This window comes from Lacisediminihabitans changchengi, from assembly GCF_016634425.1.
Lineage (GTDB): Bacteria > Actinomycetota > Actinomycetes > Actinomycetales > Microbacteriaceae > Lacisediminihabitans > Lacisediminihabitans changchengi.
The window spans coordinates 412,417-437,591 of the sequence record NZ_JAEPES010000001.1 but is presented as its reverse complement, the minus strand read 5'-3'; the positions used below and the strand labels follow the sequence as shown (position 1 = coordinate 437,591).

24 protein-coding genes are annotated in these 25,175 nt (G+C 67.8%); 14 read left to right on the top strand and 10 right to left on the bottom strand.

What is annotated here, in order from left to right:
• Positions 1-74: 74 nt before the first annotated feature.
• Positions 75-359 (top strand): hypothetical protein, encoded by a 285-nt coding sequence (locus IV501_RS02120; protein ID WP_200554750.1) that lies wholly within the window; start codon positions 75-77, stop codon positions 357-359.
• Positions 356-1,567, top strand: coding sequence for a glycosyltransferase family 2 protein (locus tag IV501_RS16500; protein ID WP_200554749.1), 1,212 nt, complete (start codon positions 356-358; stop codon positions 1,565-1,567). The genes IV501_RS02120 and IV501_RS16500 overlap by 4 nt, the downstream gene beginning before the upstream one ends.
• A 22-nt stretch (positions 1,568-1,589) precedes the next feature.
• On the opposite strand, the gene IV501_RS02110 is transcribed toward IV501_RS16500, so the two are convergent.
• On the bottom strand, positions 1,590-2,438 hold the full coding sequence (locus IV501_RS02110) for an RDD family protein (protein WP_234698095.1): 849 nt from the start codon (positions 2,436-2,438) through the stop codon (positions 1,590-1,592).
• A 17-nt stretch (positions 2,439-2,455) separates the two neighbouring features.
• Here IV501_RS02110 and IV501_RS02105 point away from each other — a divergent pair, with 17 nt between their 5' ends.
• Positions 2,456-3,448 carry a stage II sporulation protein M gene (locus IV501_RS02105; protein WP_200554748.1) on the top strand — a complete coding sequence of 331 codons (993 nt, stop codon included), beginning with the start codon at positions 2,456-2,458 and terminating at the stop codon, positions 3,446-3,448.
• 22 nt (positions 3,449-3,470) lie between these two features.
• Here the strand turns inward: IV501_RS02105 and IV501_RS02100 are convergent, their stop codons facing one another.
• Together IV501_RS02100 and aqpZ are read right to left on the bottom strand one after the other, a co-directional pair.
• Positions 3,471-3,926, bottom strand: coding sequence for an ArsR/SmtB family transcription factor (locus IV501_RS02100; RefSeq protein ID WP_200554747.1), 456 nt, complete (start codon positions 3,924-3,926; stop codon positions 3,471-3,473).
• An 84-nt stretch (positions 3,927-4,010) separates the two neighbouring features.
• Positions 4,011-4,811, bottom strand: coding sequence for an aquaporin Z (gene aqpZ, locus IV501_RS02095; protein WP_200554746.1), 801 nt, complete (start codon positions 4,809-4,811; stop codon positions 4,011-4,013).
• Positions 4,812-4,936: 125 nt separating this feature from the next.
• Between aqpZ and IV501_RS02090 the strand changes: the two genes are divergently transcribed.
• Together IV501_RS02090 and IV501_RS02085 are read left to right on the top strand one after the other, a co-directional pair.
• A complete protein-coding gene (locus tag IV501_RS02090; RefSeq protein ID WP_200554745.1) occupies positions 4,937-5,386 on the top strand; it encodes a Fur family transcriptional regulator in 450 nt (149 codons plus the stop codon).
• Positions 5,383-6,882: a catalase gene (locus IV501_RS02085; RefSeq protein ID WP_200554744.1), complete on the top strand. Its 1,500-nt coding sequence runs from the start codon at positions 5,383-5,385 to the stop codon at positions 6,880-6,882. The genes IV501_RS02090 and IV501_RS02085 overlap by 4 nt, the downstream gene beginning before the upstream one ends.
• 81 nt (positions 6,883-6,963) lie before the next feature.
• Here the strand turns inward: IV501_RS02085 and IV501_RS02080 are convergent, their stop codons facing one another.
• The 5 genes from IV501_RS02080 to IV501_RS02060 are packed head-to-tail and all read right to left on the bottom strand — an operon-like array spanning position 6,964 to position 12,339.
• Positions 6,964-8,280 carry a DUF58 domain-containing protein gene (locus tag IV501_RS02080; protein ID WP_200554743.1) on the bottom strand — a complete coding sequence of 439 codons (1,317 nt, stop codon included), beginning with the start codon at positions 8,278-8,280 and terminating at the stop codon, positions 6,964-6,966.
• 19 nt (positions 8,281-8,299) lie between these two features.
• Positions 8,300-9,283 carry an AAA family ATPase gene (locus tag IV501_RS02075; protein ID WP_200554742.1) on the bottom strand — a complete coding sequence of 328 codons (984 nt, stop codon included), beginning with the start codon at positions 9,281-9,283 and terminating at the stop codon, positions 8,300-8,302.
• 4 nt (positions 9,284-9,287) lie between these two features.
• Positions 9,288-10,463 carry a DUF4350 domain-containing protein gene (locus tag IV501_RS02070; protein ID WP_200554741.1) on the bottom strand — a complete coding sequence of 392 codons (1,176 nt, stop codon included), beginning with the start codon at positions 10,461-10,463 and terminating at the stop codon, positions 9,288-9,290.
• On the bottom strand, positions 10,460-11,110 hold the full coding sequence (locus IV501_RS02065; protein ID WP_200554740.1) for a DUF4129 domain-containing protein: 651 nt from the start codon (positions 11,108-11,110) through the stop codon (positions 10,460-10,462). Before IV501_RS02065 ends, IV501_RS02070 begins: the two co-directional genes overlap by 4 nt.
• 14 nt (positions 11,111-11,124) lie before the next feature.
• On the bottom strand, positions 11,125-12,339 hold the full coding sequence (locus tag IV501_RS02060) for a DUF7847 domain-containing protein (protein ID WP_200554739.1): 1,215 nt from the start codon (positions 12,337-12,339) through the stop codon (positions 11,125-11,127).
• Positions 12,340-12,436: 97 nt separating this feature from the next.
• Here IV501_RS02060 and mtrA point away from each other — a divergent pair, with 97 nt between their 5' ends.
• The 6 genes from mtrA to secA all read left to right on the top strand — a co-directional run bounded on the left by mtrA (position 12,437) and on the right by secA (position 20,964).
• A complete protein-coding gene (gene mtrA, locus IV501_RS02055) occupies positions 12,437-13,114 on the top strand; it encodes an MtrAB system response regulator MtrA (protein WP_200554738.1) in 678 nt (225 codons plus the stop codon).
• Between the two features lie 10 nt (positions 13,115-13,124).
• Positions 13,125-14,717 carry an MtrAB system histidine kinase MtrB gene (gene mtrB, locus IV501_RS02050; RefSeq protein WP_200554737.1) on the top strand — a complete coding sequence of 531 codons (1,593 nt, stop codon included), beginning with the start codon at positions 13,125-13,127 and terminating at the stop codon, positions 14,715-14,717.
• The gene (locus IV501_RS02045; protein WP_200554736.1) at positions 14,710-16,407 is read left to right on the top strand and encodes an LpqB family beta-propeller domain-containing protein; all 1,698 of its coding nucleotides are present in this window, start codon (positions 14,710-14,712) and stop codon (positions 16,405-16,407) included. The genes mtrB and IV501_RS02045 overlap by 8 nt, the downstream gene beginning before the upstream one ends.
• A 75-nt stretch (positions 16,408-16,482) precedes the next feature.
• Complete coding sequence (locus IV501_RS02040; RefSeq protein WP_200554735.1) at positions 16,483-17,193, top strand: ComF family protein; 711 nt, start codon at positions 16,483-16,485, stop codon at positions 17,191-17,193.
• Between the two features lie 75 nt (positions 17,194-17,268).
• Entirely contained in the window at positions 17,269-17,964 is a 696-nt protein-coding gene (gene hpf, locus IV501_RS02035) for a ribosome hibernation-promoting factor, HPF/YfiA family (RefSeq protein WP_200554734.1), read from the top strand.
• A 174-nt stretch (positions 17,965-18,138) separates the two neighbouring features.
• Positions 18,139-20,964 carry a preprotein translocase subunit SecA gene (secA, locus tag IV501_RS02030; protein ID WP_200554733.1) on the top strand — a complete coding sequence of 942 codons (2,826 nt, stop codon included), beginning with the start codon at positions 18,139-18,141 and terminating at the stop codon, positions 20,962-20,964.
• Positions 20,965-21,541: 577 nt separating this feature from the next.
• Here the strand turns inward: secA and IV501_RS02025 are convergent.
• Positions 21,542-21,967: an Rv3235 family protein gene (locus tag IV501_RS02025; RefSeq protein ID WP_307812136.1), complete on the bottom strand. Its 426-nt coding sequence runs from the start codon at positions 21,965-21,967 to the stop codon at positions 21,542-21,544.
• 290 nt (positions 21,968-22,257) lie between these two features.
• Here IV501_RS02025 and IV501_RS02020 point away from each other — a divergent pair, with 290 nt between their 5' ends.
• The gene (locus tag IV501_RS02020) at positions 22,258-22,863 is read left to right on the top strand and encodes a hypothetical protein (RefSeq protein ID WP_234698094.1); all 606 of its coding nucleotides are present in this window, start codon (positions 22,258-22,260) and stop codon (positions 22,861-22,863) included.
• 22 nt (positions 22,864-22,885) lie between these two features.
• On the opposite strand, the gene IV501_RS02015 is transcribed toward IV501_RS02020, so the two are convergent.
• Positions 22,886-23,158, bottom strand: a complete 273-nt coding sequence (locus IV501_RS02015) for a helix-turn-helix domain-containing protein (RefSeq protein WP_200554732.1) — start codon at positions 23,156-23,158, stop codon at positions 22,886-22,888.
• Positions 23,159-23,282: 124 nt separating this feature from the next.
• On the opposite strand from IV501_RS02015, the gene IV501_RS02010 reads away from it, so the two are divergent.
• On the top strand, positions 23,283-23,927 hold the full coding sequence (locus tag IV501_RS02010; protein WP_200554731.1) for a hypothetical protein: 645 nt from the start codon (positions 23,283-23,285) through the stop codon (positions 23,925-23,927).
• Between the two features lie 3 nt (positions 23,928-23,930).
• A complete protein-coding gene (locus IV501_RS02005) occupies positions 23,931-25,175 on the top strand; it encodes a CpaE/TadZ family protein (protein ID WP_200554730.1) in 1,245 nt (414 codons plus the stop codon).

Sequence of the window (25,175 nt, the reverse complement as noted above, 5' to 3'; positions counted from 1 at the left end):
ATTATCGAGCACAGGCCGATCGGCGGGCTCGCCGCTACAGTGGGGGCGTCAACCTGCGAGGAGATCCAACCACTGTGAGCGACGCGAAGAAGGCAGCCTGGGAGGGCGAGGAGAGCACTCTCCCCGCGGACGAACTCGCGGCGCGTGAGCGTCAGCTCGCGTTGGTCGACCGGGTGTTCGGGCTCGAAGCCCAGCTGTCCCAGGTGTCCGCGGAGAACTCCCTCACGCCCTCAGAGCGCCTTCGCACCGAGCAGCGACTGATCGCGATGCAGTCCTCGCTCGCGTGGCGCGTCGGTCGCGCGGCTACGGCACCGCTGAGGGTGGCCCAGCGATTCATCTCCCGGGCGCGCACGCGGTGACCATCGGCTTCCACGAGATCGACGCCGGCCGCGCTCTCGGCGACGACTACATCGTCGAGCTCGCCGATGGCGCGCATCTCGAACCGGGAGCGCTCGACGAGGTTGCGGCCGTTCTCGCGCGATTTCCGAGCCAGCTCCTCTACGGCGATAGCCGCGAGGGCGGTGCGGTGCTGCGCCGCCCGGTGTTCTCGCCCCTGCGGCTGAGGGAGCAGGACTACCTGGGGCCGCTGCGCGTGTATTCGCGCACGGTATTCGGCACCGACCCGTCGCTGCTGACCGACGTCGTGCACGTGCCACGGGTGCTGAGCAGCGCTCCTCATCGCGTGGCCGTGCCGCGCGGCGACGAGGTCCAGTCGCACTGGCCGGAGGCGGAGGTGACCCGCCGGGGCGACGGTTCTCGTCGAGTTCGCTACCCGGTGCAGGGGGAGCCGCTGGTCTCGATCATCATCCCGACCCGGGGAAGCAGCGCGGTCATCCGAGGAACGGAGCGGGTGCTGGTGGTCGACGCGGTGCGGGCGATCGTCGAGCGGTCGACGTACCGGTCGTTTGAGATCGTGATCGTCGCCGACGACGAGACTCCGCAGTCGGTGATCGACGACCTGATCACGGTTGGCGCCGGGAGCGTGCGGCTCGTGCGCTGGACCGACAGCTTCAACTTCTCCGCGAAAGTGAACCGCGGTGCCGCATTCGCGTCGGGCGAGTACCTGCTGTTGCTCAACGACGACACCGACCCGATCAGCGAGGACTGGATCGGGACGATGCTGGGGCTGGCACAGCAGCCCGGCGTGGGGATGGTCGGTTCGCTGCTGCTCTTCGAAGACGGCACGGTGCAGCACGGTGGGCACCTGTATCGCGACAGCTGGGCCGGACACATCGCCTGGGGCTGGCCGATGGACCGCGACGATGCCCTGGGCTCCATGCGTGTGACTCGCGAGGTGTCGGGCGTGACGGCAGCCTGCGCGCTGATCTCCGCCGAACTGTTCTGGAGCATCGGCGGACTCTCGTCGGTATTCGCCGGCAACTACAACGACGTCGACCTCTCCTTGAAGGTGCGCGCGGCCGGGCGCTCCATCGTCTGGACTCCGGATGCCCGGCTCTACCACTTCGAATCGAAGACCCGCGAGGCTGCCGTTGCGCCCTCCGAGCTCGCGGCCCTCCGCCAGCGGTGGGGCACCCGACTGCTCATCGACCCCTACTGGAGCGAGTGAGCTCAGTCGGGAGCGAATGGCCTCAGTCGCGCTCGGGGAACCCGTGCGGCAACGCATCGAGCACGGGCCGTACCCGGTCGAGTCGCTCGCGTTCGAGTCGCAGGGCAGCCGCCTCGCGGTCACGGCGCACGACGGTGACGGCCGTGAGGAAGGACTCCGGGCTCGCACCGGGGACGGTGGACACGTACCGCGAGACCTCGGCGCTCAGCTCGATGCCGAGACGCAGGCGGGCGGCGGGGACGAGACGAGGCGCCTGCCCCAGAAACTGGGAGACGCGGCGGGCGAGGCCCTCTGGCATCCGCCCGACGTCTGCGGTCGCGGCCCATGTCGCCAACTCGGCGGGCATCAGCGCGGAGTGTTCGACCAGGCGGGGAACGCGCTCGTTCTGGCTGTATGTGCCGGCCAGCAGGTCGCCGAGCCGTTTGGAGCGTGGCGCAAGCAGAGCGACGACGGCCGCCAGGCCGCCCAGGGTGAAGAACAGTTCGAGCGCGCCCGTGAGCGCGCGCACGAAGGCGTGCCGAAAACCGATGGCGCCGCCGTCATCCCGCACGATGCGGGCGCCGACCGCCAACCGACCGAGCGACTTGCCCCGGCTCGCCAGCTCGATGACGGTCGGGAGCACGACGAGGCAGAACACCAGCGCGGTCACCGTCGCCGCCGGACCGGTGCCTTTGTCGAGCAGGCGCGAGATCGGCGGGGAATTGATGGCCAGAAGCACCAGGACCAGCGTCACCCCGCTGACCAGGAAGTCGATGGCAGCGCCCGCGCCCCGCAGCACGAAGCCGGTGGGGCGCACGTCGAGGGCGACGGCCTCCCCGGTCATCAGCTCGGAATCGTCGATCCATTCCGCAGTCGTACCGGGCTCGGCCATGCGTAGTATTCAAGCAGATGGACCTCGACGCCTATTCCGCCGCTCACCGCGATGAGTGGGACCGGCTTGCCCGGCTGGGGCGCTCCCGCCGTTTCGACGGAAAACAGGCAGATGAGCTGATCGACCTCTACCAGTCCGGCGCGACCGAGCTCTCGGCGATCAAGACCAGCCTCGGCCAGACCGTGCAGGGTGACCGGCTCTCCCTCGCACTCTCGCGGGCACGGATGCGCTTCACCGGTGCCGGACGCGACGTCACCAGCCAGCTCTCCGGCTTCGTCGGCGCACAGCTGCCGGCGGCGCTGTACCGCATCCGCTGGCTCACCCTGGCCGTGGCGGCGGGCACCACGATCATCGCGCTGCTCTACGCGCTCTGGGCGCTGAATACCCCTGGCGTGCTCGCCGCGGTCGGCACCGCTGCCGATCGCTCCGACTACGTCAAGGAGTTCGTCGACTACTACTCGAACCGGCCATCACCGTCGTTCGCCAGCCAGGTCTGGACCAACAACGCCTGGATCACAGCACAGTGCATCGCCTTCGGCATCGTCGGCGTCTACGCGCCGTACCTGTTGTTTAACAACGCTCAGAACCTCGGACTGTCGGCAGCCCTGCTCGGCTCGCAGGGCCACCTCGACACCTTTTTTCTCTACATCGCCCCGCACGGGCAGCTCGAGTTGTACTCCGTATTCACCGGCGGCGCGGCCGGAATCGCGATCTTCTGGGCCTGGATTGCGCCGGGCGCCCGCACCCGGGCCGCCGCGCTCGCCGACGCCGGCCGCTCGCTCTTCACGGTCGTCATCGGACTGATCGCCTCGCTCCTCGTGTCTGGCATCATCGAGGGCTTCGTAACCAAACAGCCGTGGCCGTGGCCGATCAAGATCGGCATCGGCACGATCGCGCTGGCCGCCTTCCTGGTCTACCAGTGGGTGCTCGGCGGTCGTGCCCACCGGGCCGGCCAGACCGGTGACGTGGAGGAGTTCGAGGCGGGGGCGCGGCAGCTGGTGGCCGGGTAACGCTGGCTTTTCGCGCTTCCTCCTACTCTGGGATGCCCCGCTCTGCGCGGGGGACGTCAGGATGCTCGGCGAACAGCAGCGAGAGCGGCGAGCCGTCGACATCCGCCTCTGCCGACGCGTACTCCTGGAACAGCGCGTGCACTCTGCCGATCAGTTCATCTCGGCGAGCGTCAGTGAGCTTGAGTCCCAGTCGCATGACGCGGATCTCGTCAGCGGGGAGACCTTCGATCTCCTGCAGAAAGGTGTCGATCAGGATCGGCGAGATGCCCTCGACAGAGGTGTTCCAGGACACGCGGGTAGCCAGGTATGGCACCTCGCGGGCGCCGCGCGCGCCTCGGCGTGCCTCATCGGCGCGGAGCAATCCGGTATCGACGAGAGTGCGGACGTGATGCAGCATCGTGCCCGGGTTGAGGCCCAGCTCGTCTGCGAACTCGCGATTCGTTCGCGGTTCGTGAAGGCACAGCCGCAGGATCCGCATCCGGTCGACGCGTAGCTGCCACGTTTGCCCGAATATGCAGGTTTCGGGTGCCGGATACCTGCATATTCGGGCAAACGTGGGGGGTCAGGTGGTCGGCTGTGCGCTCGCGTCACCCTCGCCCGACAGCTCGTAGGTGTCGAGGTACGAGCCCTCGCCCACGATCGGCTTGCGGTCGAACAGGAAGCGGAACGTGTAGCCCGCGAGCAGCGCCCCGGCGATCGGCGCGAGGATGAACACCCACAGTTGAGCGAGGTATTCCGGCCCGCCGTAGATGGCCGTCGCAATCGAGCGCGCCGGGTTCACCGAGGTGTTGTCGATCGGGATCGAAACCAGGTGGATGATCGTCAGCGTGAGCCCGATCGCGATCGGCGCGAAGCCTGCCGCGGCCCGCAGGTGTGTAACCCCGAGGATCACATAGAGGAACAGAGCGGTGAGCACGACCTCGGCGATGATCGCCGCGACCAGACCGTAGCCAGCGGGGGAGTGGTCGCCGAAACCATTGGACGCGAAGCCGCCGGCATGGGCCGACGTGGAGAATCCCTTCGGCCCGTCGAGCGCGATCAACGCCAGCAGGCTCGACCCGACGATGCCGCCGACGAGTTGTGCCGCGATGTACGGCAGCACATCCTTCCAGGGGAGTCGTCCGGCAGCGGCGGCCCCGAGGGTGACGGCCGGGTTGAAGTGGCCGCCGGAGATTGGACCGAAAGCATAGGCACCGACCAGCACGACGAGGCCGATAGAGAGCGAGACGCCGAGAACGCTGACGTAGGAAGACGTGAAGAGCGCCGTACCGATGAGGGCCACGACGAGGAAGAAGGTCCCGACAGCCTCGGCGATGAGACGAGCGGTGAGAGAGTGGAGCGCGGGGGCGGGGGAATCGGCCATGATTCTGATCCTTAGCTGTGAATGAAGCGCGTTACCGGAACGATAGTCCTGCCAGGGTCAGGACCGATACCGAATGTTCATCCGCGTCGTTTTGAGTAGTTCACGATTACTGGTTGACTGGGCGGATGCAGTCCACGTCGCACCACGACCTCCGCGAAGCGGGGCTCCGCGTCACGGATGGGCGGGTCGCGTTGCTCCGATCGATCGAGTTCGCGCCGCATTCGAACGCTGACACCCTCTGGCGGATGATGCGCGCTCAGGTGCCACGAATCTCCGTGCAGTCCGTGCACAACGTGCTCGCCGACCTCACCGCCGCCGGCCTCCTGCGCCGTATCGAGCCGGCGGGGTCCGCCGCGCTATACGAACGCCGGATCGGTGACAACCATCACCACGTCGTGTGCAGCAGCTGCGGGGCGGTCGCCGACATCGACTGTGTGCACGGTGACGCACCCTGCCTCACGCCCGGCGATGCCGCCGGCTACACCATCCAGCAGGCGGAGGTCACCTTCTGGGGGACCTGCGCCGACTGCCAGAAACTCACCGAACGCGAACCACTAAAGAAGGAGACAACGTGACCGACCACACAACCTCGCAGACCGGAACCCCGGTCTCGAGCGACGACCAGTCCCTCACCGCAGGCAACAACGGCGTCACGGCGCTTCACGACCGCTACCTCGTCGAGAAGCTCGCGCAGTTCAACCGCGAGCGCATCCCGGAGCGCATCGTGCACGCCAAGGGCGGCGGCGCTTTCGGTGACTTCGTCGTCACCGGCGACGTGTCGGCGTACACGAAGGCCGCGGTGTTTCAGCCGGGCGCCGAGACCGAGACGCTCATCCGTTTCTCCAGTGTCGCCGGCGAGCAGGGCAGTCCAGACACCTGGCGTGACGTCCGCGGCTTCTCGACGAAGTTCTACACCTCCGAGGGCAACTACGACATCGTCGGCAACAACACCCCGGTGTTCTTCATCAAAGACGGGATCAAGTTCCCCGACTTCATCCACTCGCAGAAGCGCCTGCCGGGCTCGGGTCTGCGCGACGCCGACATGCAGTGGGACTTCTGGACGCTCTCGCCCGAGTCGGCGCACCAGGTGACCTACCTGATGGGCGACCGCGGTCTGCCCAAGTCGTGGCGCACGATGCCCGGCTTCGGCTCGCACACCTACCAGTGGATCAACGCCGCGGGCGAGCAGTTCTGGGTGAAGTACCACTTCGTCTCCAACCAGGGCAACGTCGAGATGTACGGGGAAGAGGCCGAGGCGATCGCCGGAGCGGATGCTGACTACTACCGCCGCGACCTGTACGAGGCGATCGAGGCCGGCGACTTCCCGTCCTGGACGCTCAAGGTGCAGATCATGCCCTACGAAGACGCGAAGACCTACCGCTTCAATCCCTTCGACCTGACCAAGGTCTGGCCGCACGCGGACTTCCCGCTGCACGAGATCGGCATCTTCACGCTCAACCGCAACCCGGAGAACTTCTTCGCGCAGATCGAGCAGGCGGCGTTCTCGCCCGCCAACACCGTGCGCGGCATCAGCATCAGCCCGGACAAGATGCTCATGGCCCGCGTGTTCTCCTACCCGGACGCTCAGCGCTACCGCGTCGGCACGAACTACAACGAGCTGCCGGTCAACGCGCCCAAGTCGCAGGTCAACAGCTACACGCAGGATGGCGCCGCCCGCCACGGCTTCAAGCCAGCCGACGCGCCCGTCTACGCTCCCAACTCCTTCGGTGGACCGACAGCGGATGCCGCTGCCGCCGGTGAGGGCAGCTGGGAGAGCGACGGCGCACTGGTGCGTGCCGCGGCGACGCTGCATCCCGAGGACGACGACTTCGGCCAGCCCGGAACCCTCTATCGCGAGGTCTTCGACGACGCGGCCAAGCAGCGCATCCTCGAGACGCTGACCGGCGCGGTCGGTGGCGTGAAGAGCGACGAGATCCGCGAGCGCGCGATCCAGTACTGGACCAACGTCGACGCGACCCTTGGCGCCAAGCTCCGTGCTGAGCTGGCAAAGGCTGCGGCCGGTATCGAGACCGCGAACGAGGCGGCCGAATTCGTCGGCGTCGCCAAGTAGCACCTCTCCCTAGACGCGGCCGGGTACCTTCGGGTGCCCGGCCGCTTCTGCGTTGCCGGGCCGACTCGAGATCGCGACGGGCTAGAGGCGCCCGGCGGCCTTCAGTGCGAGGTAGCGGTCCGCGAGGGCGGGCGGCAGGTCTGCCGGGGCGCCGGTGACGACCTCGGCTCCGAGCTGACGGATGGCGGCAGATACCCGCGCCGTGTCGAGCAGGGCCCGCTCGGCCGCGGCCGCGAGGTAGACGGCATCCCGATCGCTGCGGTCGGCGGCCCGGTCGAGCACAGACGGGTCGGTCACCGACGAGACCACGACGAGGTGCTGCCGGGTGAGCTGCGGCAGCACGCTGAGCAGCCCCCGCGATGCGCCGGGTGCATCGATCGAGGTCATCAAAACCACCAGCGCGCGATGTGCGGTGATCGAGCGCACCAGCCCGGGCACGCCTGCCCAGTCCATCTCGATGAGTTCCGGCTCGATCGGTGCCATCGTCTCGACCATCCGCGAGAGCAGCTCGGCGCCGGTCGCCCCCTGCACCCGTCCGCGCACCCGGCGGTCGTAGATCGCGAGGTCGACGCGATCCCCCGCGCGGGTTGCCAGCGCCCCGAGCAGCAGCGAGGATTCGAAGGCGGTGTCGATGCGCGGCTCGTCGGCGATGCGGGCGGCAGAGGTGCGGCCGCTGTCGACGATCACGACCACCCGGCGATCGCGCTCCGGCCGCCAGGTGCGAACGACGAGGTCGGGCCCGGAGCTCCCGGTCGGGTCGCTGCGCCTGGCCGTCGCCCGCCAATCGATCGAGCGCACGTCGTCGCCGCGCACGTACTCACGCAAGCTGTCGAACTCCGTTCCCTGCCCGCGGATCATCACGCTGGTGCGACCATCAAGCTCCCTGAGGCGGGCCAGCTTCGACGGGAGGTGCTTGCGTGAGGCGAACGGCGGCAGCACTCGGATCACTCCGGGCACGGCGATGCTCGCCTGGCGGGCCACCAGCCCGAGCGGTCCGAACGCCCGCACCGTCACCTGTGCGGCCCGGCGCTCGCCGCGACGGAACGGCGTCAGCGTCGTCGTGATCGCGCGCCGCTCCCCGGCCGGAATGCTGACGGATGCCCGCGTCGGCGCAGCCCCGGCGGAGGGCTGCCAGCCGTCCCGCACCATGCCGCGCACCCGCTGACGCCCGCCGTTCAGCAGCAGGAGAGTGGATGTCGCGCTCTCCCCGAGGCGCAGGCGGTCGGGCAGCTCGCGGCTCAGGGTGAGCCGTCGGGGGGAGCCGGCGAGTAGCAGATCGATGGCACCGACGACCAGCACGATCGCGAGCCAGACCAGCAGCCAGATCGGATCGCCGACCGCGACCAGCGGCACGACGCCGAGGGCGACGAGCAGCACGTACCACCCGGAGATGGCCATTAGAAAGAGACGGCCACGGTTAGATCGGTACCTGCACCTGCTGCACGATGGAGCGCAGGATCGTGTCGGGCGAGACACCCTCGAGCTCCGCCTCGGCCCGCAGCTGCAGGCGGTGCCGCCAGGCCGGCAGCACCATCGCCTGCACGTGGTCGGGCGTGATCGCGTCGAAGCCGGTGAGCCAGGCCCAGGCCTTGGCGGCGGCGAGCAACGCGGTGGTGCCACGCGGGCTGACGCCGAGCCGCACGGACGGGCTCTGCCGGGTCGCGCGCGCGAGGTCGACGATGTAGGCGAGCACGTCGGGGCTGGAGCCGACCTTCGCGACCAGGGCCTGGGCATCCGCTAGCTGGGTCGCGTCGAGCACCGGAGTGACGCCCGCGGCGGCCAGGTCGCGCGGGCTGAACCCGGCGGCGCTGCGCACCAGCACCTCGACCTCGTCGCTGCGCTCGGGGATCTCGAGCACCAGCTTGAGCAGGAATCGGTCGAGTTGTGCCTCGGGCAGCGTGTATGTGCCCTCGTACTCGATCGGGTTCTGGGTCGCGGCGACCATGAACGGCGCGGGCAGCAGACGGGACTCGCCGTCGACGCTGACCTGACGCTCCTCCATGGCCTCGAGCAGTGCCGACTGGGTCTTCGGGGGCGTGCGGTTGATTTCATCCGCGACCAGGATGTTGGTGAACACCGGCCCCGGACGAAACTCGAAGTCGCCCCGCTTGGCGTCATACACCAGCGATCCGGTGACGTCGCCCGGCATCAGGTCTGGCGTGAACTGCACGCGCTTGGTCTCGAGGTGCAGCGACCGGCTGAGGGTGCGCACCAGCAGGGTCTTGGCGACGCCCGGCACTCCCTCGAGCAGAACGTGACCGCCGGCCAGCAGCGCGATGATCAGACCCGTGACCGCGCCGTCCTGCCCCACTACGGCCTTGCCCACCTCGGTGCGCACCTGGGTGAATCGTTCGCGCAGGTCGGTGTCCGCGGTCGTGGTGAAGGCTGGGCTGTCGGTCATGCGTTCATTCTCCCTTGGGCCGGTCGTCGGTGGGTGTGAGTGCGGTGACGGCGGCCCGCTCGAGTTCGAGCAGGGCATCCGAGAGCCGTACGAGGTCACGGTCGTTGGTGGGCGCGGTGTCGATCAGCAGCGAACGGATGTCGTGGGCCGGCCGCGCGGTGATGCCGGCGACCGCGTCGATCACCTCGGTCACCGTCGCGGTGCGCGGGAGCCCGCAGGCGGCGGCGAGTCGCGAGACGGTCCCGATCCGCAGGGCATCGAGTGCGTGGAGTCGCGCGGCGCCGCGCTGGTACAGCCGCGCCCGGCCTTCCATCGTCTCGCTCGCCCGCACCACGACGGGGAGGTTCTCGATCACCAGCGGTCCGAATCGGCGCCCGCGCCAGATCGCTGCGGTGAGGGCGGTGATGATCAGCAACACCAACACCGGGCCCACCCACGAGGGGGTGAGCTGGGCGATGGTCGGGCCGCCACCGAGGCCGGCGTCGTCCGCGGTCGGCAGGTACCAGACGAGGTGATCGTCCTGACCGAGAAGGGTGAGCACGAGAGCGGCATTGCCGCGCTCGTCCACCTTCTCGTTGCTCAGCGCGGCGGTGGCACCCAGCAGTGTGATGGTGTCCCGCTGCACGAGCGAGAACACGCCGGAGCGGCTCTCGAGACAGCCGGTGGCGTCGGAGGTCGGGTCCAGTCGCAGTCCGCTGCCGGTTCCCGTGACCGAGCCGGCGGCGCGAACGGCGGGCACCGAGCAGTCCGCGGCGAGGGAGGCCTTGCTCACCTTTCCCGCTCCCCGCACGTCGGGCGCGAGTGCCCGCAACTGGGTGAAGGTAGGGCCCGCGATCACGAGGTGTTGCGCCGGGGCGGCGATCCGTTCGAGTCGGGCGGCAGTCAGGAGCGAGTTCGGATCGGCCAGGAAGAGGGTTGACGGATGCGCGGCCAGCGCCCGCTCGGTGTCCCGCAGCGTCGCGGTGACCGTGACCGTCACCCCCTGCTGACGCAGCACCTCGGCGATGGCCTTGCTGCCCTTCGGGCTCGGGTCGGTTGCCGAGAACGGAGTGCTCGCGCCCCGGGCGGCACCGTTGATCACGAGCGTGATCGCGGCGATCAGCACGAGGAACACGCCGGCGATGATCCAGAACAGCGAACGTCGGGTCGCGACGCGCAGCGTCGGGGTGGTGACGGTCATCCGACGCCCACCGGGGCGAGCAGGGGACGAGCACCGCGCAGCTCCGTATCGAGCGCGGTGAGCTCGAGGTAGCCGTCTCTCGTTCCCGGTCGCCCGAGATAGCGCACGGCGTCGAACGTCTCCGCGGCCGTGGCGAGGCGGCCGGCGAGCGAGGGGAAGGATGCCCCGGCTCGGCCCGAGAAGTCGCGCGCCGTCGTGCCCGGGCTGACCGTGAGAACGGTCCGCTCGGCCAGGGCGCGCGCGATGGCACGGAACTGCTCCTCGATCGCGAGGGTGTAGTCCTCGCGACCCGCGGCATCCGCTGCCGCCCGGCGCATCGCTGCCGCGTCGCGGCTGTCGTCCTGGCCGAACAGGCTGCCGACGATGGCACTGCGGCGGCCGAGTCGTGGTGGGCCGAAGATGAGGTACGCGGTGACGGCTGCAGCGACGAGCACTCCGCCGACGATGAACAGCAGGGGTCCCTGGGCCGCGCCGCCGACGCTGAACTTGAGGGAACCGAGCCAGTCGAGGAAGCCCTGCGAGAGCCGGTCGAACCAGGTGGGTTCGGGGGCTCGGTACTCGGGCTTGGTGAGCTCGGCGATGATCCAGTCGCGAGCCTGGCCTGCGTCAGGATTGACCGGGACGTCGAGCGGGACGTCGAGCGGCAAAGAGTGCGGAAGCCTCACGCGGTCGCGCTCGGCAGGTACGGGTCGCGCGGTTCCTCGCCGGATTGCCGCGCTTCGACGAAGCGGGCGAGCTCCAGATCGAGGCCCTCGGTGCGGATGCGCAGGTCGAGGTAGATCAGAGCAGTGGCGGCGGCCTGCACGACGGCGACGATCGAGCCGACCACCAGACTGAGGATGAGGGTAAGCACGCCCACCCCCACGGTGATGGCGATCGTGGTGGGGCCGTTCTGGCCGTTCGGGTCGACGATGCCGATGATGATTGGGCTGAGAAAGCTCACCGGCGCGCTGGCGATCTGGGCGGCGACGTTGAGGATGACCGCGACGAGCAGCTCGATTCCGAGAGTGCGCCAGAAGTAGCCGCGGGTGAGCGTCCAGGAGCGGATGAACGCGTCGCGGATGCTCAGGCGCTCGAGCACGATCGCGCTCGGCACGAGCGACAGCCGAGTTCCGAGCCAGAAGTAGAGCACGAGTCCGCCGAGCAGCCCGACCAGCCCGAGAAGCACCGCGAGCACGATCCCGGCCGTACCCAGTGTGGCGACGAAGAGCACGATGAGGCCCACCAGGATGCCGACGGCCACCAGCACCACGCCGGCGACGATGGCACTCCAGCCGATCAGCGCGCCGATGCGTCCACGGAGACGACGGAACAGCGCGCCCGCGCGCTGCTTCTCACCGACGGCAGCCCGGGAAACTTCCAGCACCACGATTCCCTGGAGCAGTGCGCCGATCACCACGGAGAACAGGATCGGGATGAGCGCCGCGAGCCCGATCAGGAAGGGAGCGCCGTCCATGATCGTTGCGGCATCCTCGGTGGTGCTGAAGTCGACCCGCGAGAGCACCGAGAACGTCACCAGACCGACCACGACGATCGTGACGATCGTGACGATGCCCTGCAACAGGAGGGAGACGCCGAAGGTGGCCCGAGGGTTGCGTCGCAGCACCCGGAACGACGAACCGAGGATGTCGCCGAGCGTCAGCGGCCGCAGCGGGATGAGGCCGGGCTTCGGCGGGGGAGTCCATCCCGGCGTGCCCATGGCCGGACTGCCCATGACCGGAGCGCCAGTGGCCTGCGCCGCCGTGTAACCGGCCGGCGGCTGATAGGTGTAGCCCGCGGGCGGGGGCGCGGTGGGAAGGTTCGGATCTGCCGGAGCGGGCGGAGGAACGGGAGCCGCGGCATCCGGAGCCTGCCACTGCTGTTGATCTTCGCTCACAACTGCTCCCTTGGCCTCACGGTTATGCTTCCACACTCGACTACTGTTATGCGAAACCCGCCAGCCTCGTAGTTGCCTATTTAGCCAAGTTGGGACGATGACCGCACGCATTCTCGTTGTCGACGATGACACCGCCCTCGCGGAAATGATCGGAATCGTTCTGCGCTCGGAGGGCTTCGAGCCCTTCTTCTGCGCAGACGGCGGAGCCGCGCTCGCCGTATTCCGCGAGACCAAGCCCGATCTCGTGTTGCTCGACCTCATGCTGCCGAACAAAGACGGCATCGAGGTCTGCGCCGAGATCCGGGGCGAATCGGGCGTGCCGATCATCATGCTGACCGCCAAGTCGGACTCTGCGGATGTCGTGCGGGGGCTCGAAAGCGGAGCCGACGACTACGTCGTCAAGCCGTTCAACCCCAAGGAGCTGGTGGCGCGCATCCGTACCCGCCTGCGCCCGACGCCCACCGGCGCGACCAACACCCTGCAGGTCGGCGACCTGCACCTCGACGTCGAGGGCCACGAGGTGCGCCGCGGCGACACCAAGATCAACCTCACCCCGCTCGAGTTCGAGCTGTTGCTCGCCCTCGCCCTCAAGCCCCAGCAGGTGTTCACCCGGGAGATGCTGCTCGAGCAGGTCTGGGGCTACCACTACAAGGCCGACACGCGGCTCGTCAACGTGCACGTTCAGCGACTGCGCGCCAAGGTCGAAGAAGACCCGGACAATCCCCGCATCGTCATGACCGTGCGTGGCGTCGGCTATCGCGCGGGGTCCAGCTGACGCCTCGCCCATGAAGCCTCTCGCCTGGCGCACATACCCCGGTCGGTTGCTCCGGCTCTGGCGCACGTCGCTGCAGTTTCGTACCGTGACCATCACGGTGGTGCTGTCGGGCGTCGCGGTGCTCGCCATCGGCAGCTACATCTCGGTCAGCATCGGCAATCAGCTGTTCGCCGCAAAGAGTCAGCAGGTGCAGGATGACGCTCGCAGCGCCCACAATCTGGCGCAGGATGTCTTCGACTCGGCCATCCCGACGAGTGCCGATGCCGGTCCGACGGTCGAACTCGACACCCTCAGCATCACGGCGCAGCAGAAGATCCTCAGTTCCACCTCTAATCCGGGCAATACCGCTCTGGAAATCCTGCGCACGCCGGGGCAGTCGACCCCGCAGATCATGCAGTCGACCAGCACGAGCGACTTTCCCGACGTCGTCTCCGACGCGCTGCGGTCACGCGTCACCGCCGACCCGAGTCATGTGCAGCTCCAGTCGGTCGCGCTCCCCGACGGGTCGCCGGGCATCGTCGTCGGCTCGCGCGTCACCGTGCAGTCCGCCGGCTATTACGAGCTCTACCTGGTCTATTCGTTGAAAGACGAGCAGAACACCCTCGGGTTCGTGTTGCAGACGCTGTTGCTGGGCGGCCTGGCACTGATCGTGCTGATCGCCATGGTCACCTGGGTGGTGGTGCGGTTGGTGGTCGGCCCGATCCGCACGGCGGCCGAGACCAGCGAGAAGCTCGCGGCCGGGCAGCTCGAAGAACGCATCCCCGAGCGCGGCGACGATGTCATCGCGACACTCGCGCGCTCGTTCAACGGAATGGCGGACAGCCTCCAGCAGCAGATCGTGAAGCTCGCCGAACTCTCCCGACTGCAGCAGCGTTTCGTCTCCGACGTGTCGCACGAGCTGCGCACCCCGCTCACCACGATCCGCTTGGCCGGCGACGTGCTCTACGACCAGCGAGAGTCATTCGCCCCCTCCACCGCCCGCACCGCAGAACTGCTGCACACCCAGGTAGAGCGGTTCGAGGTGCTGCTCGCCGACCTGCTCGAGGTGAGCCGGTACGACGCCGGGGCCGTGGAGTTGGAATTCGAACCGACGAACCTGGTCCGGCTGGTCGAGGAGGCGGTCGACAGCATGACGCCGCTGGCAGAGGGCCGCGGGTCGTCCCTGACCGTGGTGGCGCCCGGCGGCTATTTCGAGGCGGAGGTCGACGCCCGTCGCATCCGTCGCATCCTGCGCAATCTGCTCGGCAACGCGGTCGAGCACGGTGAGGGAAAGCCGATCGTGGTGTCGGTCGACAGCAATGCCACGGCGATCGCGATCTCGGTGCGAGACCACGGCATCGGGATGACCGCACTCGAGGCATCGCGCGTGTTCGACCGGTTCTGGCGCGCCGACCCGTCGCGCCAACGCACCATCGGCGGAACCGGCCTCGGCCTCGCCATCTCGCTCGAAGACGCCACCGTGCACGAGGGCTGGCTCGAGGTGTGGTCGGAGCCGAGCTCCGGCACGTGCTTCCGCCTGACCTTGCCCCGCGAGCGTGGTCGCCCGATCGCCGCATCGCCGCTCGCACTCGAGCCGGCAATCGAAGGAGACGCGGATGACTGATCGCAGAATTCGTCGCGCCGCGATCGTCGCCGCGGTTGTTTCTGTCGCGACCCTCCTCGCCGGCTGCGTGAGCATCCCCTCGTCCGGTCCGGTCGACCAGGGCCTCGCTATCGCCTCGGGCACCGGCGGCACGAGTTTCGAGGTCAACCCGGAAGGCCCGGAGAAGGGCGCGAGCCAGCTCGACATTGTGAAGGGCTTCGTTGCCGCGTTCCAGTCGTCGACCGGGGGGTACAGCGTGGCGAAGCAGTACCTGTCGGCCTCGTTCTCTGACAAGTGGCAGCCGCAGCAGAGCGTGCAGGTACGCAGCGGTGCCCCGCGCTATGCGCAGCAGAGCGACGGCAGCATCAGCTACGCCTTCACCACGTCGGCCACCGTGGACGCGGTCGGTTCGTACAAGCAGGCCGACGCCCCGGTATCGCTTCCGTTCACCTTCGTGAAGGAGGGCGGTCAATGGCGGATCAGTTCGGCGCCCAACGGCATCGTGCTCTCCGACCAGACCTTCCAGCGCGTGTTCATCAAGCACCCGATTTATTTCCTCGACCCGACCGGGCGCAATCTGGTCCCCGATCTGCGCTGGTTCGCCCTCGGGACCGCCCCGACCCGCATCGTCTCCGCGCTGCTGAACGGCCCCCCGCAGTGGCTGGAAGGGGCAGTACGCACCTACTTTCCCGACGGCACTCAGCTGTCGGATTCCGGCAGCCTGGTGACTGTCGACTCTGGCATCGCGCGGGTCGACCTCACCAAACAGGCGAGCACAGCTACGGCGCAGCAACAGCAGCTGATGTTGCTGCAGCTGACCGACAGCCTGCGGAGCATCGCGAGCATTTCCCGGGTGGAGATCTCCGTGGACGGCACCCCCCTGGCGATCCCCGATCTCGGGGCGACCGGTCCGCAGCCCGATCCGAAGGTCGATGGACAGGCCCTGGTGTTCCTGCGCAAGCAGTTCGGGTTCTACGCCAACGGTAAGGTGGCGCCGATCCCGCAGAGCAGCAGGGTGGCGGCGCTGGCGCCGACGGCGGCGACGCTGTCCTCCGACGGTGGTGACGTGGCGGTGCTCGGTAGCGCCGGGGTCTCCCTCGTCGCCAAGGCGTCGACGCCAGCCCGGCTGCTCGACGAGCGACCGAACCTCATTGCGCCGTCGCTTGATGAGGACGGCTTCGTCTGGTCGGTGCCCAGCGACCAGCCGGATGCGATCCTGGCGATCGACGCCACCGGAAAACAGAATCCGGTGGCGCCATCGCTGCCGGCAGATGCGACGGTGACCAGCATGCAGGTGTCTCGGGACGGCGCACGGATCGCGTTCCTGCTTTCCACGGGTACCGGTCCGCGACTCTTGGTCGCCGCCATCCTCCGCGACTCCAAGCGGGTTCCGGTCGGCATCGGCCCGTCGATTCTCGACGTGCCGTTCTCGGGCGGCGATGCTCGAGAGGTCACCTGGGTCGACGAACTGACCGTGGCAACTCTCGTGACCACCGGGACGCAGTCACAGGTGGTCACCTTCGTGATCGGCGGGCAGCGCACCGACCTCGCGGCGCTCACGGATTCTCGATCGATCGTGGGCGGTAACGGCCTGGACGGATTGCGCGTGCTCGGCGACGATGGTGTGCTGTACAGCTATCCCGGCAGCAGCTGGCAGAGTACCAAGGCTCGGGTCTCGTTCATCGCCACTCAGCGCGGTATCGCGGGATAACTATCCCCAGGCGGGCTATCCACAGCCATCGCAGCGTCTCCGCTGCGCGACACGCCGGCGAGCAATGCTGGCTACATGAATCCGTCTCCGAGGCTCGATCTGCTGCGCGCCGTGCTGCTCGATGCTATGGCCGTGATCTCGCCGGTCGAGTGCGCGGGTTGTGGCGCCGTCGACCGAGCCCTGTGCGCCGAATGTCGATTCGCGCTCATCCCGCGGCTGCACGAGCAGAGCCTGGCCGACGGCACTCCCGTGGTGTCTGCCCTGCGGTACGACGGCGTGGTGCGCGAACTGGTGCTCGCCTACAAGGAGCAGGGAAGAACGGATGTCGCCCGCGCGCTGGCGACGCCCCTCCTGTCCGCCCTCAGCGCCGCGCTCACGGGCCGGTGCGAGCTGGTCGCGCTCCCGATCGGCGCTGCCGCGTTCCGTCGCCGCGGCTACGACCCGGTGCGGCTCTTACTGCGTCGTGCTCGGCTCGGTCGACCAGCGTCGCTGCTGCGCACGGCCGAGCGCCGGGTGGATCAGAAGAGGCTCGGGAGGGAGGCCCGAGCTGAGAATCTCGCGGGTTCGCTGCGGGTGAGCCGCGACATCCGGGGCCGTCGTCTGGTGCTCGTCGACGATGTCGTGACCACGGGCGCCAGCCTCGCCGAGGCCGCCAGGGTGTTGCGCGCGGCGGGCGCGGAGGTGGTCGGTGCGGCCACCCTGGCGTACACGCCGCGACTGTTTCCCCATTCTGAGGGGCTTCCCACCGAAACCAGTGACAGCACCATACAGAGGGGTCTACGGTGATTCGAAAGAGGCGCGGAATAACCGCCTGGGTCCACCTGGGCGGGTAGCGCAACAGAAGGATCTAGGAGGACGCACATGGACATTTCCATCAACGGTCTGGGCCTAGGGATCACCGACCGATTCCGTTCGTACGCGACGGAGAAGGCCGAGAAGATCGCCCACCTCGCCGACGAGAAGGTCTTCGCTTTCGAAGTGAAGGTCAGTCGTCACAACGAGAAGAACGGGTCGACCGGCGATGACCGGGTCGAGCTGACGTTGATCGGATCGGGACCGCTCGTGCGTGCGGAATCCACGGGATCGGACAAGTATGTCGCCCTCGATCTCGCGATAGACAAGCTGATGGCGCGATTGCGCAAAGCCAAGGATCGACAAAAAGTGCATCGGGGTCAGCATCGCCCGGTGTCGCTGCGCGAGGCAGCTACAGCGGGCGGCTTCGCCGACATCCAGGCGGCCTCCGTGGAGGTGATGGAGAAGGTGCGAACAGGTGCGATCGACGTGATCGACACCACGGTCGCCGAGGACGACGGGGATGACTGGAGTCCGGTCGTCATCCGTAAGAAGGTCTTCGACGCGCTGCCGATGACCGTCGATGACGCGTTGTATTACATGGAGCTGGTCGGCCACGACTTCTATCTCTTCATCGACGCCGAGACCGACCGCCCGAGCGTGGTCTACCGGCGCGATAAGGGCTGGGACTACGGCGTGATCGGCCTGCGCAATCAGGCCACCGACGTGCCAGAGCTCGCGGGGAGCCGCAGCCGACGTCGCTAAGTCTGTTTGAAGCCTGAGTCCGTTTCAGGAAGGGGCCATCGCACTGGGTGCGGTGGCCCCTTTTCGCGGGCGGCGGACAGCCCATCTCTCAGCGGAGCCACGGGCTAGTCTTGGTACAGTTACCAGCCCGTTATCTGCGCTTTTATCTACGGCGAAATCATTCTGGAGTAATCAGTGGCAAACGTCCTCGAAAGAGTCCTCCGCGTCGGCGAGGGGCGAACCCTCCGCAGACTCGAGCGTTACGCGGCGGCCGTCAACCACCTCGAAGACGACTTCAAGGAGCTCACCGACGAGCAGTTGAAGAACGAGACGGTCGAGTTCCGCGAGCGCTATGTGGGCGGCGAGTCGCTCGAAGACCTGCTGCCCGAGGCCTTCGCCGCGGTGCGTGAGGCGGCATCCCGCACCCTCGGCATGCGCCACTTCGACGTGCAGCTCATGGGCGGCGCTGCCCTGCACCTCGGCAACATCGCGGAGATGAAGACCGGTGAGGGAAAGACCCTGGTCGCGACCCTCGCCGCCTACCTCAACGCCATCCCGTCGCGCGGCGTTCACGTCATCACCGTCAACGACTACCTCGCCAGCTACCAGTCCGAGCTCATGGGCCGCGTGTTTCGTGCGCTCGGGATGTCCACCGGCGTCATCCTCTCCGGCCAGACCCCGGAGGAGCGCCGCGAGCAGTACAACGCGGACATCACCTACGGCACGAACAACGAGTTCGGCTTCGACTACCTGCGCGACAACATGGCCTGGCAGGCCAGCGACATGGTGCAGCGCGGCCATAACTTCGCCATCGTCGACGAGGTCGACTCGATCCTCATCGACGAGGCACGCACCCCGCTGATCATCTCCGGCCCGGCCTCGGGCGAGGCCAACCGCTGGTTCGCCGAGTTCGCGAACCTCGCCCGCACGCTGGTTCCCGGTGAGGACTACGAGGTCGACGAGAAGAAGCGCACCGTCGGCGTGCTCGAGCCCGGCATTGAGAAGGTCGAGGACTACCTCGGCATCGACAACCTGTACGAGTCGGCCAACACCCCGCTGATTTCGTTCCTGAACAACTCGATCAAGGCCGATGCCCTGTTCAAGAAGGACAAGGACTACGTCGTGATGAACGGCGAGGTGCTCATCGTCGACGAGCACACCGGCCGCATCCTGATGGGCCGCCGCTACAACGAGGGAATCCACCAGGCGATCGAGGCGAAGGAGGGCGTCGAGGTCAAGGCCGAGAACCAGACCCTCGCCACCGTCACCCTGCAGAACTACTTCCGCCTGTACAACAAGCTCTCGGGCATGACCGGTACCGCCGAGACCGAGGCCGCCGAGTTCATGAGCACCTACAAGCTCGGTGTCGTCGCGATCCCCACCAACAAGCCGATGCAGCGCATCGACAACCCCGACCTCGTCTACAAGAACGAAGAAGCCAAGTTCAACAAGGTCGTCGACGACATCGCGGAGCGGCACGAAAAGGGCCAGCCCATCCTGGTCGGTACCACCAGCGTCGAGAAGAGCGAGTACCTCTCCCGCCTGCTCGCCCGCCGTGGCGTCAAGCACGAGGTGCTCAACGCCAAGAACCACGCCCGTGAAGCCGCGATCGTGGCACAGGCCGGCCGCCTCGGGTCCGTCACCGTCGCCACCAACATGGCCGGCCGTGGCACCGACGTCATGCTCGGGGGCAACGCCGAGTTCCTGGCCGTCGCCGAGATGAACCGCCGCGGACTCAGCCCGATCGAGACCCCCGACGAGTACGAGGCGGCCTGGGAGCCGGTCTACGACAAGGTCAAGCTCGAGGTCAGCGAAGAGGCCGAGAAGGTCATCGCTGCCGGTGGCCTGTATGTGCTCGGCACCGAGCGTCACGAGTCCCGCCGCATCGACAACCAGCTACGCGGTCGCTCCGGGCGCCAGGGAGACCCGGGCGAGAGCCGCTTCTACCTGTCGCTCACCGACGACCTGATGCGCCTGTTCAACTCCGCAGCGGCCGAGACCCTGATGGGGCGCGGCAATGTTCCGGAGGATCTGGCCATCGAGTCGAAGGTCGTGAGCCGGGCCATCCGTAGCGCACAGAGCCAGGTCGAAGCACGCAACGCGGAGATCCGCAAAAACGTGCTCAAGTACGACGACGTGCTCAACCGCCAGCGCGAAGCGATCTATGGCGACCGGCGGCACATTCTCGAGGGCGACGACCTTCAGGACCGCACCTCGAAGTTCCTCGAAGACGTGATCACCGAGGTCGTCGACGTGCACACCGCCGAAGGCAATGCGGATGACTGGGATCTCGACGGCCTCTGGACCGAGCTGCGCACGCTGTACCCGGTCTCCATCACCACCGACGAGCTGTTCACCGAGGCGGGCAACCGCAACCGGGTAACTCGCGAGCTGCTGGCTCGCGAGATCCTCTCCGATGCGCGCATCCAGTACGACGCCCGCACCGCGGCCCTCGGCGAGCCGGCAATGCGCGAGCTGGAGCGTCGTGTCGTGCTCTCGGTGATCGACCGCCGCTGGCGCGATCATTTGTACGAGATGGACTACCTCAAAGACGGCATCGGCCTGCGTGCTATGGCCCAGCGCGATCCGCTGGTCGAGTACCAGCGCGAGGGTTTCGCTCTGTACCAGCAGATGATGGGCTCGATCCGAGAGGAATCGGTCGGCTTCCTGTTCAACCTCGAGGTCGAGGTCACCGGCGGCGAGGCCACGGCCGCGGTGCCGACTGTTGCCGCCAAGGGTCTCGGCCAGTCCGGTGCCCCGGAGGATCGCTTCAGCTATACCGCGCCGAACGCCGACGGAGAGGTCGAGGTGCGCAACCAACGTGGGCAGCTCGACCGCGCATCCAGCGACCGGGCAACCGCGCAGCTCGAGGCCGAGGCGGAAGGCGAAATGCCGACCACCGGAGCCTCCTTCGGCAAGGCGGCAACTGCTGCCGGCCAGCGTGGAGCCTTCGGCCAGAACGCCGGTGGCGCGACTCCGAACAACCGGGCCGACCGCCGGGCGCAGGGCAAGCGCAACTAGCTCCGACCTGCGCGCGATCGTTCGCCCTCCGGCGAGCGATCGCGCGCGAATTAGTTAACCGCGCGCCAGTTACAACCACCGCGGGGATGACAAAATGCAGCGCGGATGAATTCGAGCGGACCTAGAGAACGTTGATGACAGTTGCCCCAGCCGCTCGGCGCGAAGCCCGTTTTCCTCTAGCGAACACGTGGTAGGTACCACCATGGAGCGCGGAGTTTGCGGATCAATAGCGATGCCGGGGCGCAGCAGGGCAGTGAAGTAACGCACTAGGTCGATTTCGTAGCCAGGCATCAGGTGGGCGGCGAGAGCGGGGAGGTTCAGCCATTCGACGTCAGGATCACCTGACAAGATGCGACGGTGAAGATTGAATCCGTCCACATAGATTCGGGCGTGAGGTAGCGGCATCCCTCCAGAGCGTTTACGTGTTGAGTAAATACCGAGCTGCCTCTCGCCACGTGCAGATGCGGCGCGACTCTTGGTGCTTGTCTTCGATGTACCGCTCGACCCGCCAACGCCCGCGGCTGCCCGACGTGATCGCGGACAGCTCGACCGCGCGGATGACACTGCGCGAAGGGGGTCAGAGCACGTTGATGACGGTCGCGCGCCAGCGATCGTCGAGACCTTCGAGCCGTATCGCGACGGCGCGCGTGCGCGCACGACTGCGCACGATCACCACGCCTTCGACCACGCCGTCGCTCGGCTCGAAGATCGACACCGAGCCGATCGCAAACACCGGCCGGCGCACCGGCTGGCCGGTCGCCTGCCGTGCGCGGGATGAGATGACGACCCGTTTGAGCAGATTTCGGTACACCGAATCGTCGACCCAGCGCGAAATCTGCTCGAGCTCGCGGGCTCCGGCGAGGATCTCGATGACGCAGCGGGTGAGATTCTCAAGCAGCGGTTGGGGATTGGGCAGCCGATCACGGCCGGTCGGTTGCGGGTCGAAGTACTCCTCGTCGTCGACGGTGCGGCGCACGATCCGACTCGCGAGAATCTCTTCCACCCGCCCGTTCGTGCTTCTTCGCCTCTGCGGCGTCGCTCGAACTGCATCCCCCATGGTGTGCCCCCTCACCGATCCCGTTGCCAGCTCTCGAAGGGGGTGCCCCGAACGGGGGTAGACCTCCGGTGAGGAGATACTCAACCACCGCATGTGGTGTCGTGTCCATGCCCCCACGTGGGGGCTGTGCATAAGTCGGCGTGAGAAGCAGTAGTCGTGGAAGGCTGTGGACAACTCCAGCGACCTGCCCTCGCCCGGGGCTAGGGTTCGGAGAATGACCGGCGGGGAGATCTGACATGGAGCGCCCGGGCATGCGCTGGGGCAAGCTGTTCGACGACCTCGAGGGCCAACTAGAGCAGGAGTTGGAAGCCGAGGAGGTCGATCTCCGTGCCGAAGAGGAACGGCTGCGTCTCGGGCGGCTCAGCCTCCGTGACCGGCTGTTGGCACTCCACCGAGACCCCGCGTGCGACGCCGTCACCCTTCAGCTTGCCGACCATCGCGTGTCCGTGCGTCCGGTCAGCATCGGTAAGGACTGGCTCTCGGGCGACCTCGTCGACGGGACGGCGCGGGGATTGCAGTGCATCGTGCCGTTGGCGTCGATAGACGCGGTGATCGTCGACCGGAAGCAGGTGCGGCTCAGCCTGGTTCCCCAGCCCGAAGAAGACGGTTCGCGTCTCTCCGCGCGGCTCGGCCTCGCGTTCGTGCTCCGCGATCTCTGTCGCCGGCGACGCGCCGTGGAACTGGTGACGGCATCCGGAATCATCGTCGGGACGATCGATCGGGTGGGGAGGGATCATCTCGACCTCGCCGAACACCCGATCGGTGTTGCGCGGCGCGAGTCCGCGGTGCTGCAGTATCGCGTGCTGCCGTTCGAGCGCCTCGTGTACCTCCGCCTGAGCTGAGGGTATTCGGGCGATTGTGCCCTCAGTCTCGAGAATCGAACGAGTATTCCTGCAGGCTGGCGAACTCCGCCTGATTCCAAAGGCCGATGCGCCGCGACTCCTCGTACTTGTCTTGGATGTACCGCTCGAGCATGGTGCGTTCGACCCGCCAGTGCCCGTGACCGCCGACCTTGATGGCGGGGAGCTCGCCCGATCGAACCAGAGCGTACGTCTGGCTGGCCGAGATATTGAGCACATCGGCGACGTCAGCGAGGGTGAGGAATCGGCTCTCCCCGGGCAGTTCGGCTTCGTTCATGAGTCGATTATGCAGATCGCGCCCCGCCGCGGACCGGCCTGTGGATAACTTTCGGACCGCTTGGCGGAAGTTCTAGACGATAGACGCGCACACCGTTTAATCGAGCCGAGACAGGGGAGTCCAGATGGCAATCGACAACGCAGGATCGGGCGGTCGCGCACCGCGTCGATGGTGGTTCGACGTGCGTTTCGCGATCGGCCTGGGGCTTGTCGCACTCTCTGTGGCCGGCGTCTTCGTGGTGGTCTCTGCGGCGGATCACACGGTGCTGGTCTACGTGGCGCGCACGGCCCTCAGCCCCGGGGATCGGCTGAGCGGCGGTGACCTGGTGCGGCAGAGTGTGCAACTGGGGGAGGCCTCGTCGCGGTATCTGGGCATCCGTGATGTTCCGGCGTCGGGGCTGATCGTCACCCGGGCCGTGGCCGAAGGCGAGCTGGTTCCCGCCTCGGCGGTTGGCACGAGCGCGAGCCGGCGTCTCGCATCGGTGGTCGTGCCGGTGCGTCAGCAACTCGCGAAAGCCATCGACGCCGGGGAGCAGGTCGACCTGTGGGCTGCCGAGCAGACCGATGACCGCGACTTCGGAGCGCCGAGCGTGCTGGTTCCCGCGGCGCAGGTGGTCAGAGTGATCGCCGCCGACGGCATCATCGCCGACGGCGGCGCCGGATCCGTCGAGGTGCTGGTGCCGAGGGCGAAGGTGGCCCGGGTGCTCGAGGCGGTGGCCAACGACGACGCGATCTCGCTGGTTCCGGCTGGCGCAGTGGCGAAGGGCTGACCGATGGCTCGCATTGCTCTGGCCCTGCCGCTCAGCGACGAAGACCGGCTCGGTATCGATCTGGTGCGCCACGGCCACGAACTCGCCGGGCGGTGCTCGAGCGCCGACGAGTTGGCCGCACTGCTCGCGACGGGGCGCGCGGACTACGCGGTAGTCGCCGCGACCGCACGGTATCTCAACGATCGACTGATCGTTGAGGCGGATGCCGCGGGCGTGCGTATCATCGCGCTGGTAGCGCAGGAGAGCGAGCGCCGGCACGCGGCAGAGCTGGGCCTTCACGAGACGGCGGATGCGGCATCCGAATGGTCACAGCTCGAACTGATGCTGCTCGGCTCGCCTGCCTTCACCGCCCCCGCCGCGGTCGACCCGACCCGTGGCACGGTGATCGCGGTCTGGGGACCGGCCGGATCGCCGGGTCGCACCACCCTGTCCATCGCGATCGCCGCCGAACTCGCCGCGGCCGGGCACACGGTCGCCCTCGCCGACGTCGACACCCACAGCGGATCGATCGCGCCGGCGATCGGACTACTCGACGAGGCCCCAGGATTCGCGGCGGCCTGCCGTCTAGCCGGATCCGACAGTCTGAACCGCGCGGAGCTCGAACGCATCGGGCAGCGCTACGCGACGGCGCGCGGCGGCTTCTGGGTGCTCACCGGCATCGGCCGCCCGAGCCGCTGGCCGGAGCTGTCGGCCGAACGTGTTTCCCGCGTGATCGCCGAGTGTCGAACCTGGGTCGACTACACCGTGCTCGATACCGGCGCGAGCCTGGAGAACGACGAGGAGATCTCCAGCGACCTGTTCGCTCCCCGACGCAACGCGGCGACGCTCACCGCGCTTGCCGATGCAGATCGCGTGATCGCGGTGGGCTCGGCCGACCCGGTGGGCCTGTCGAGGTTTCTGCGCGCCCACGTCGACCTGGTCGAGGTGGTCGACAGTGAACGGGTTGCGGTGGTGATGAACCGGGTACGGGCAAGCGCGATCGGGCTGGATGCCGCGGCGCAGGTGCGCCAGACCCTGCTGCGGTTCGGTGGCATCGCCGCGCCGGTGCTGATCCCGCACGATCAGGCCGCGGTGGATGCTGCGGTGCTGAGCGGCAAGACGTTGGCGGATGTCGCGCCGCGGTCGCCCGCGCGGCTGGCCGTCGCCGGTCTGGTCGCCGAGCGCATCCTTCCTCCGGTCGCGATCGAGAGACGCCAAGGGCGCCGTGCCCGCACCCGCGTGGCTCGCACCCAGTTCCGGCGCGCCTAA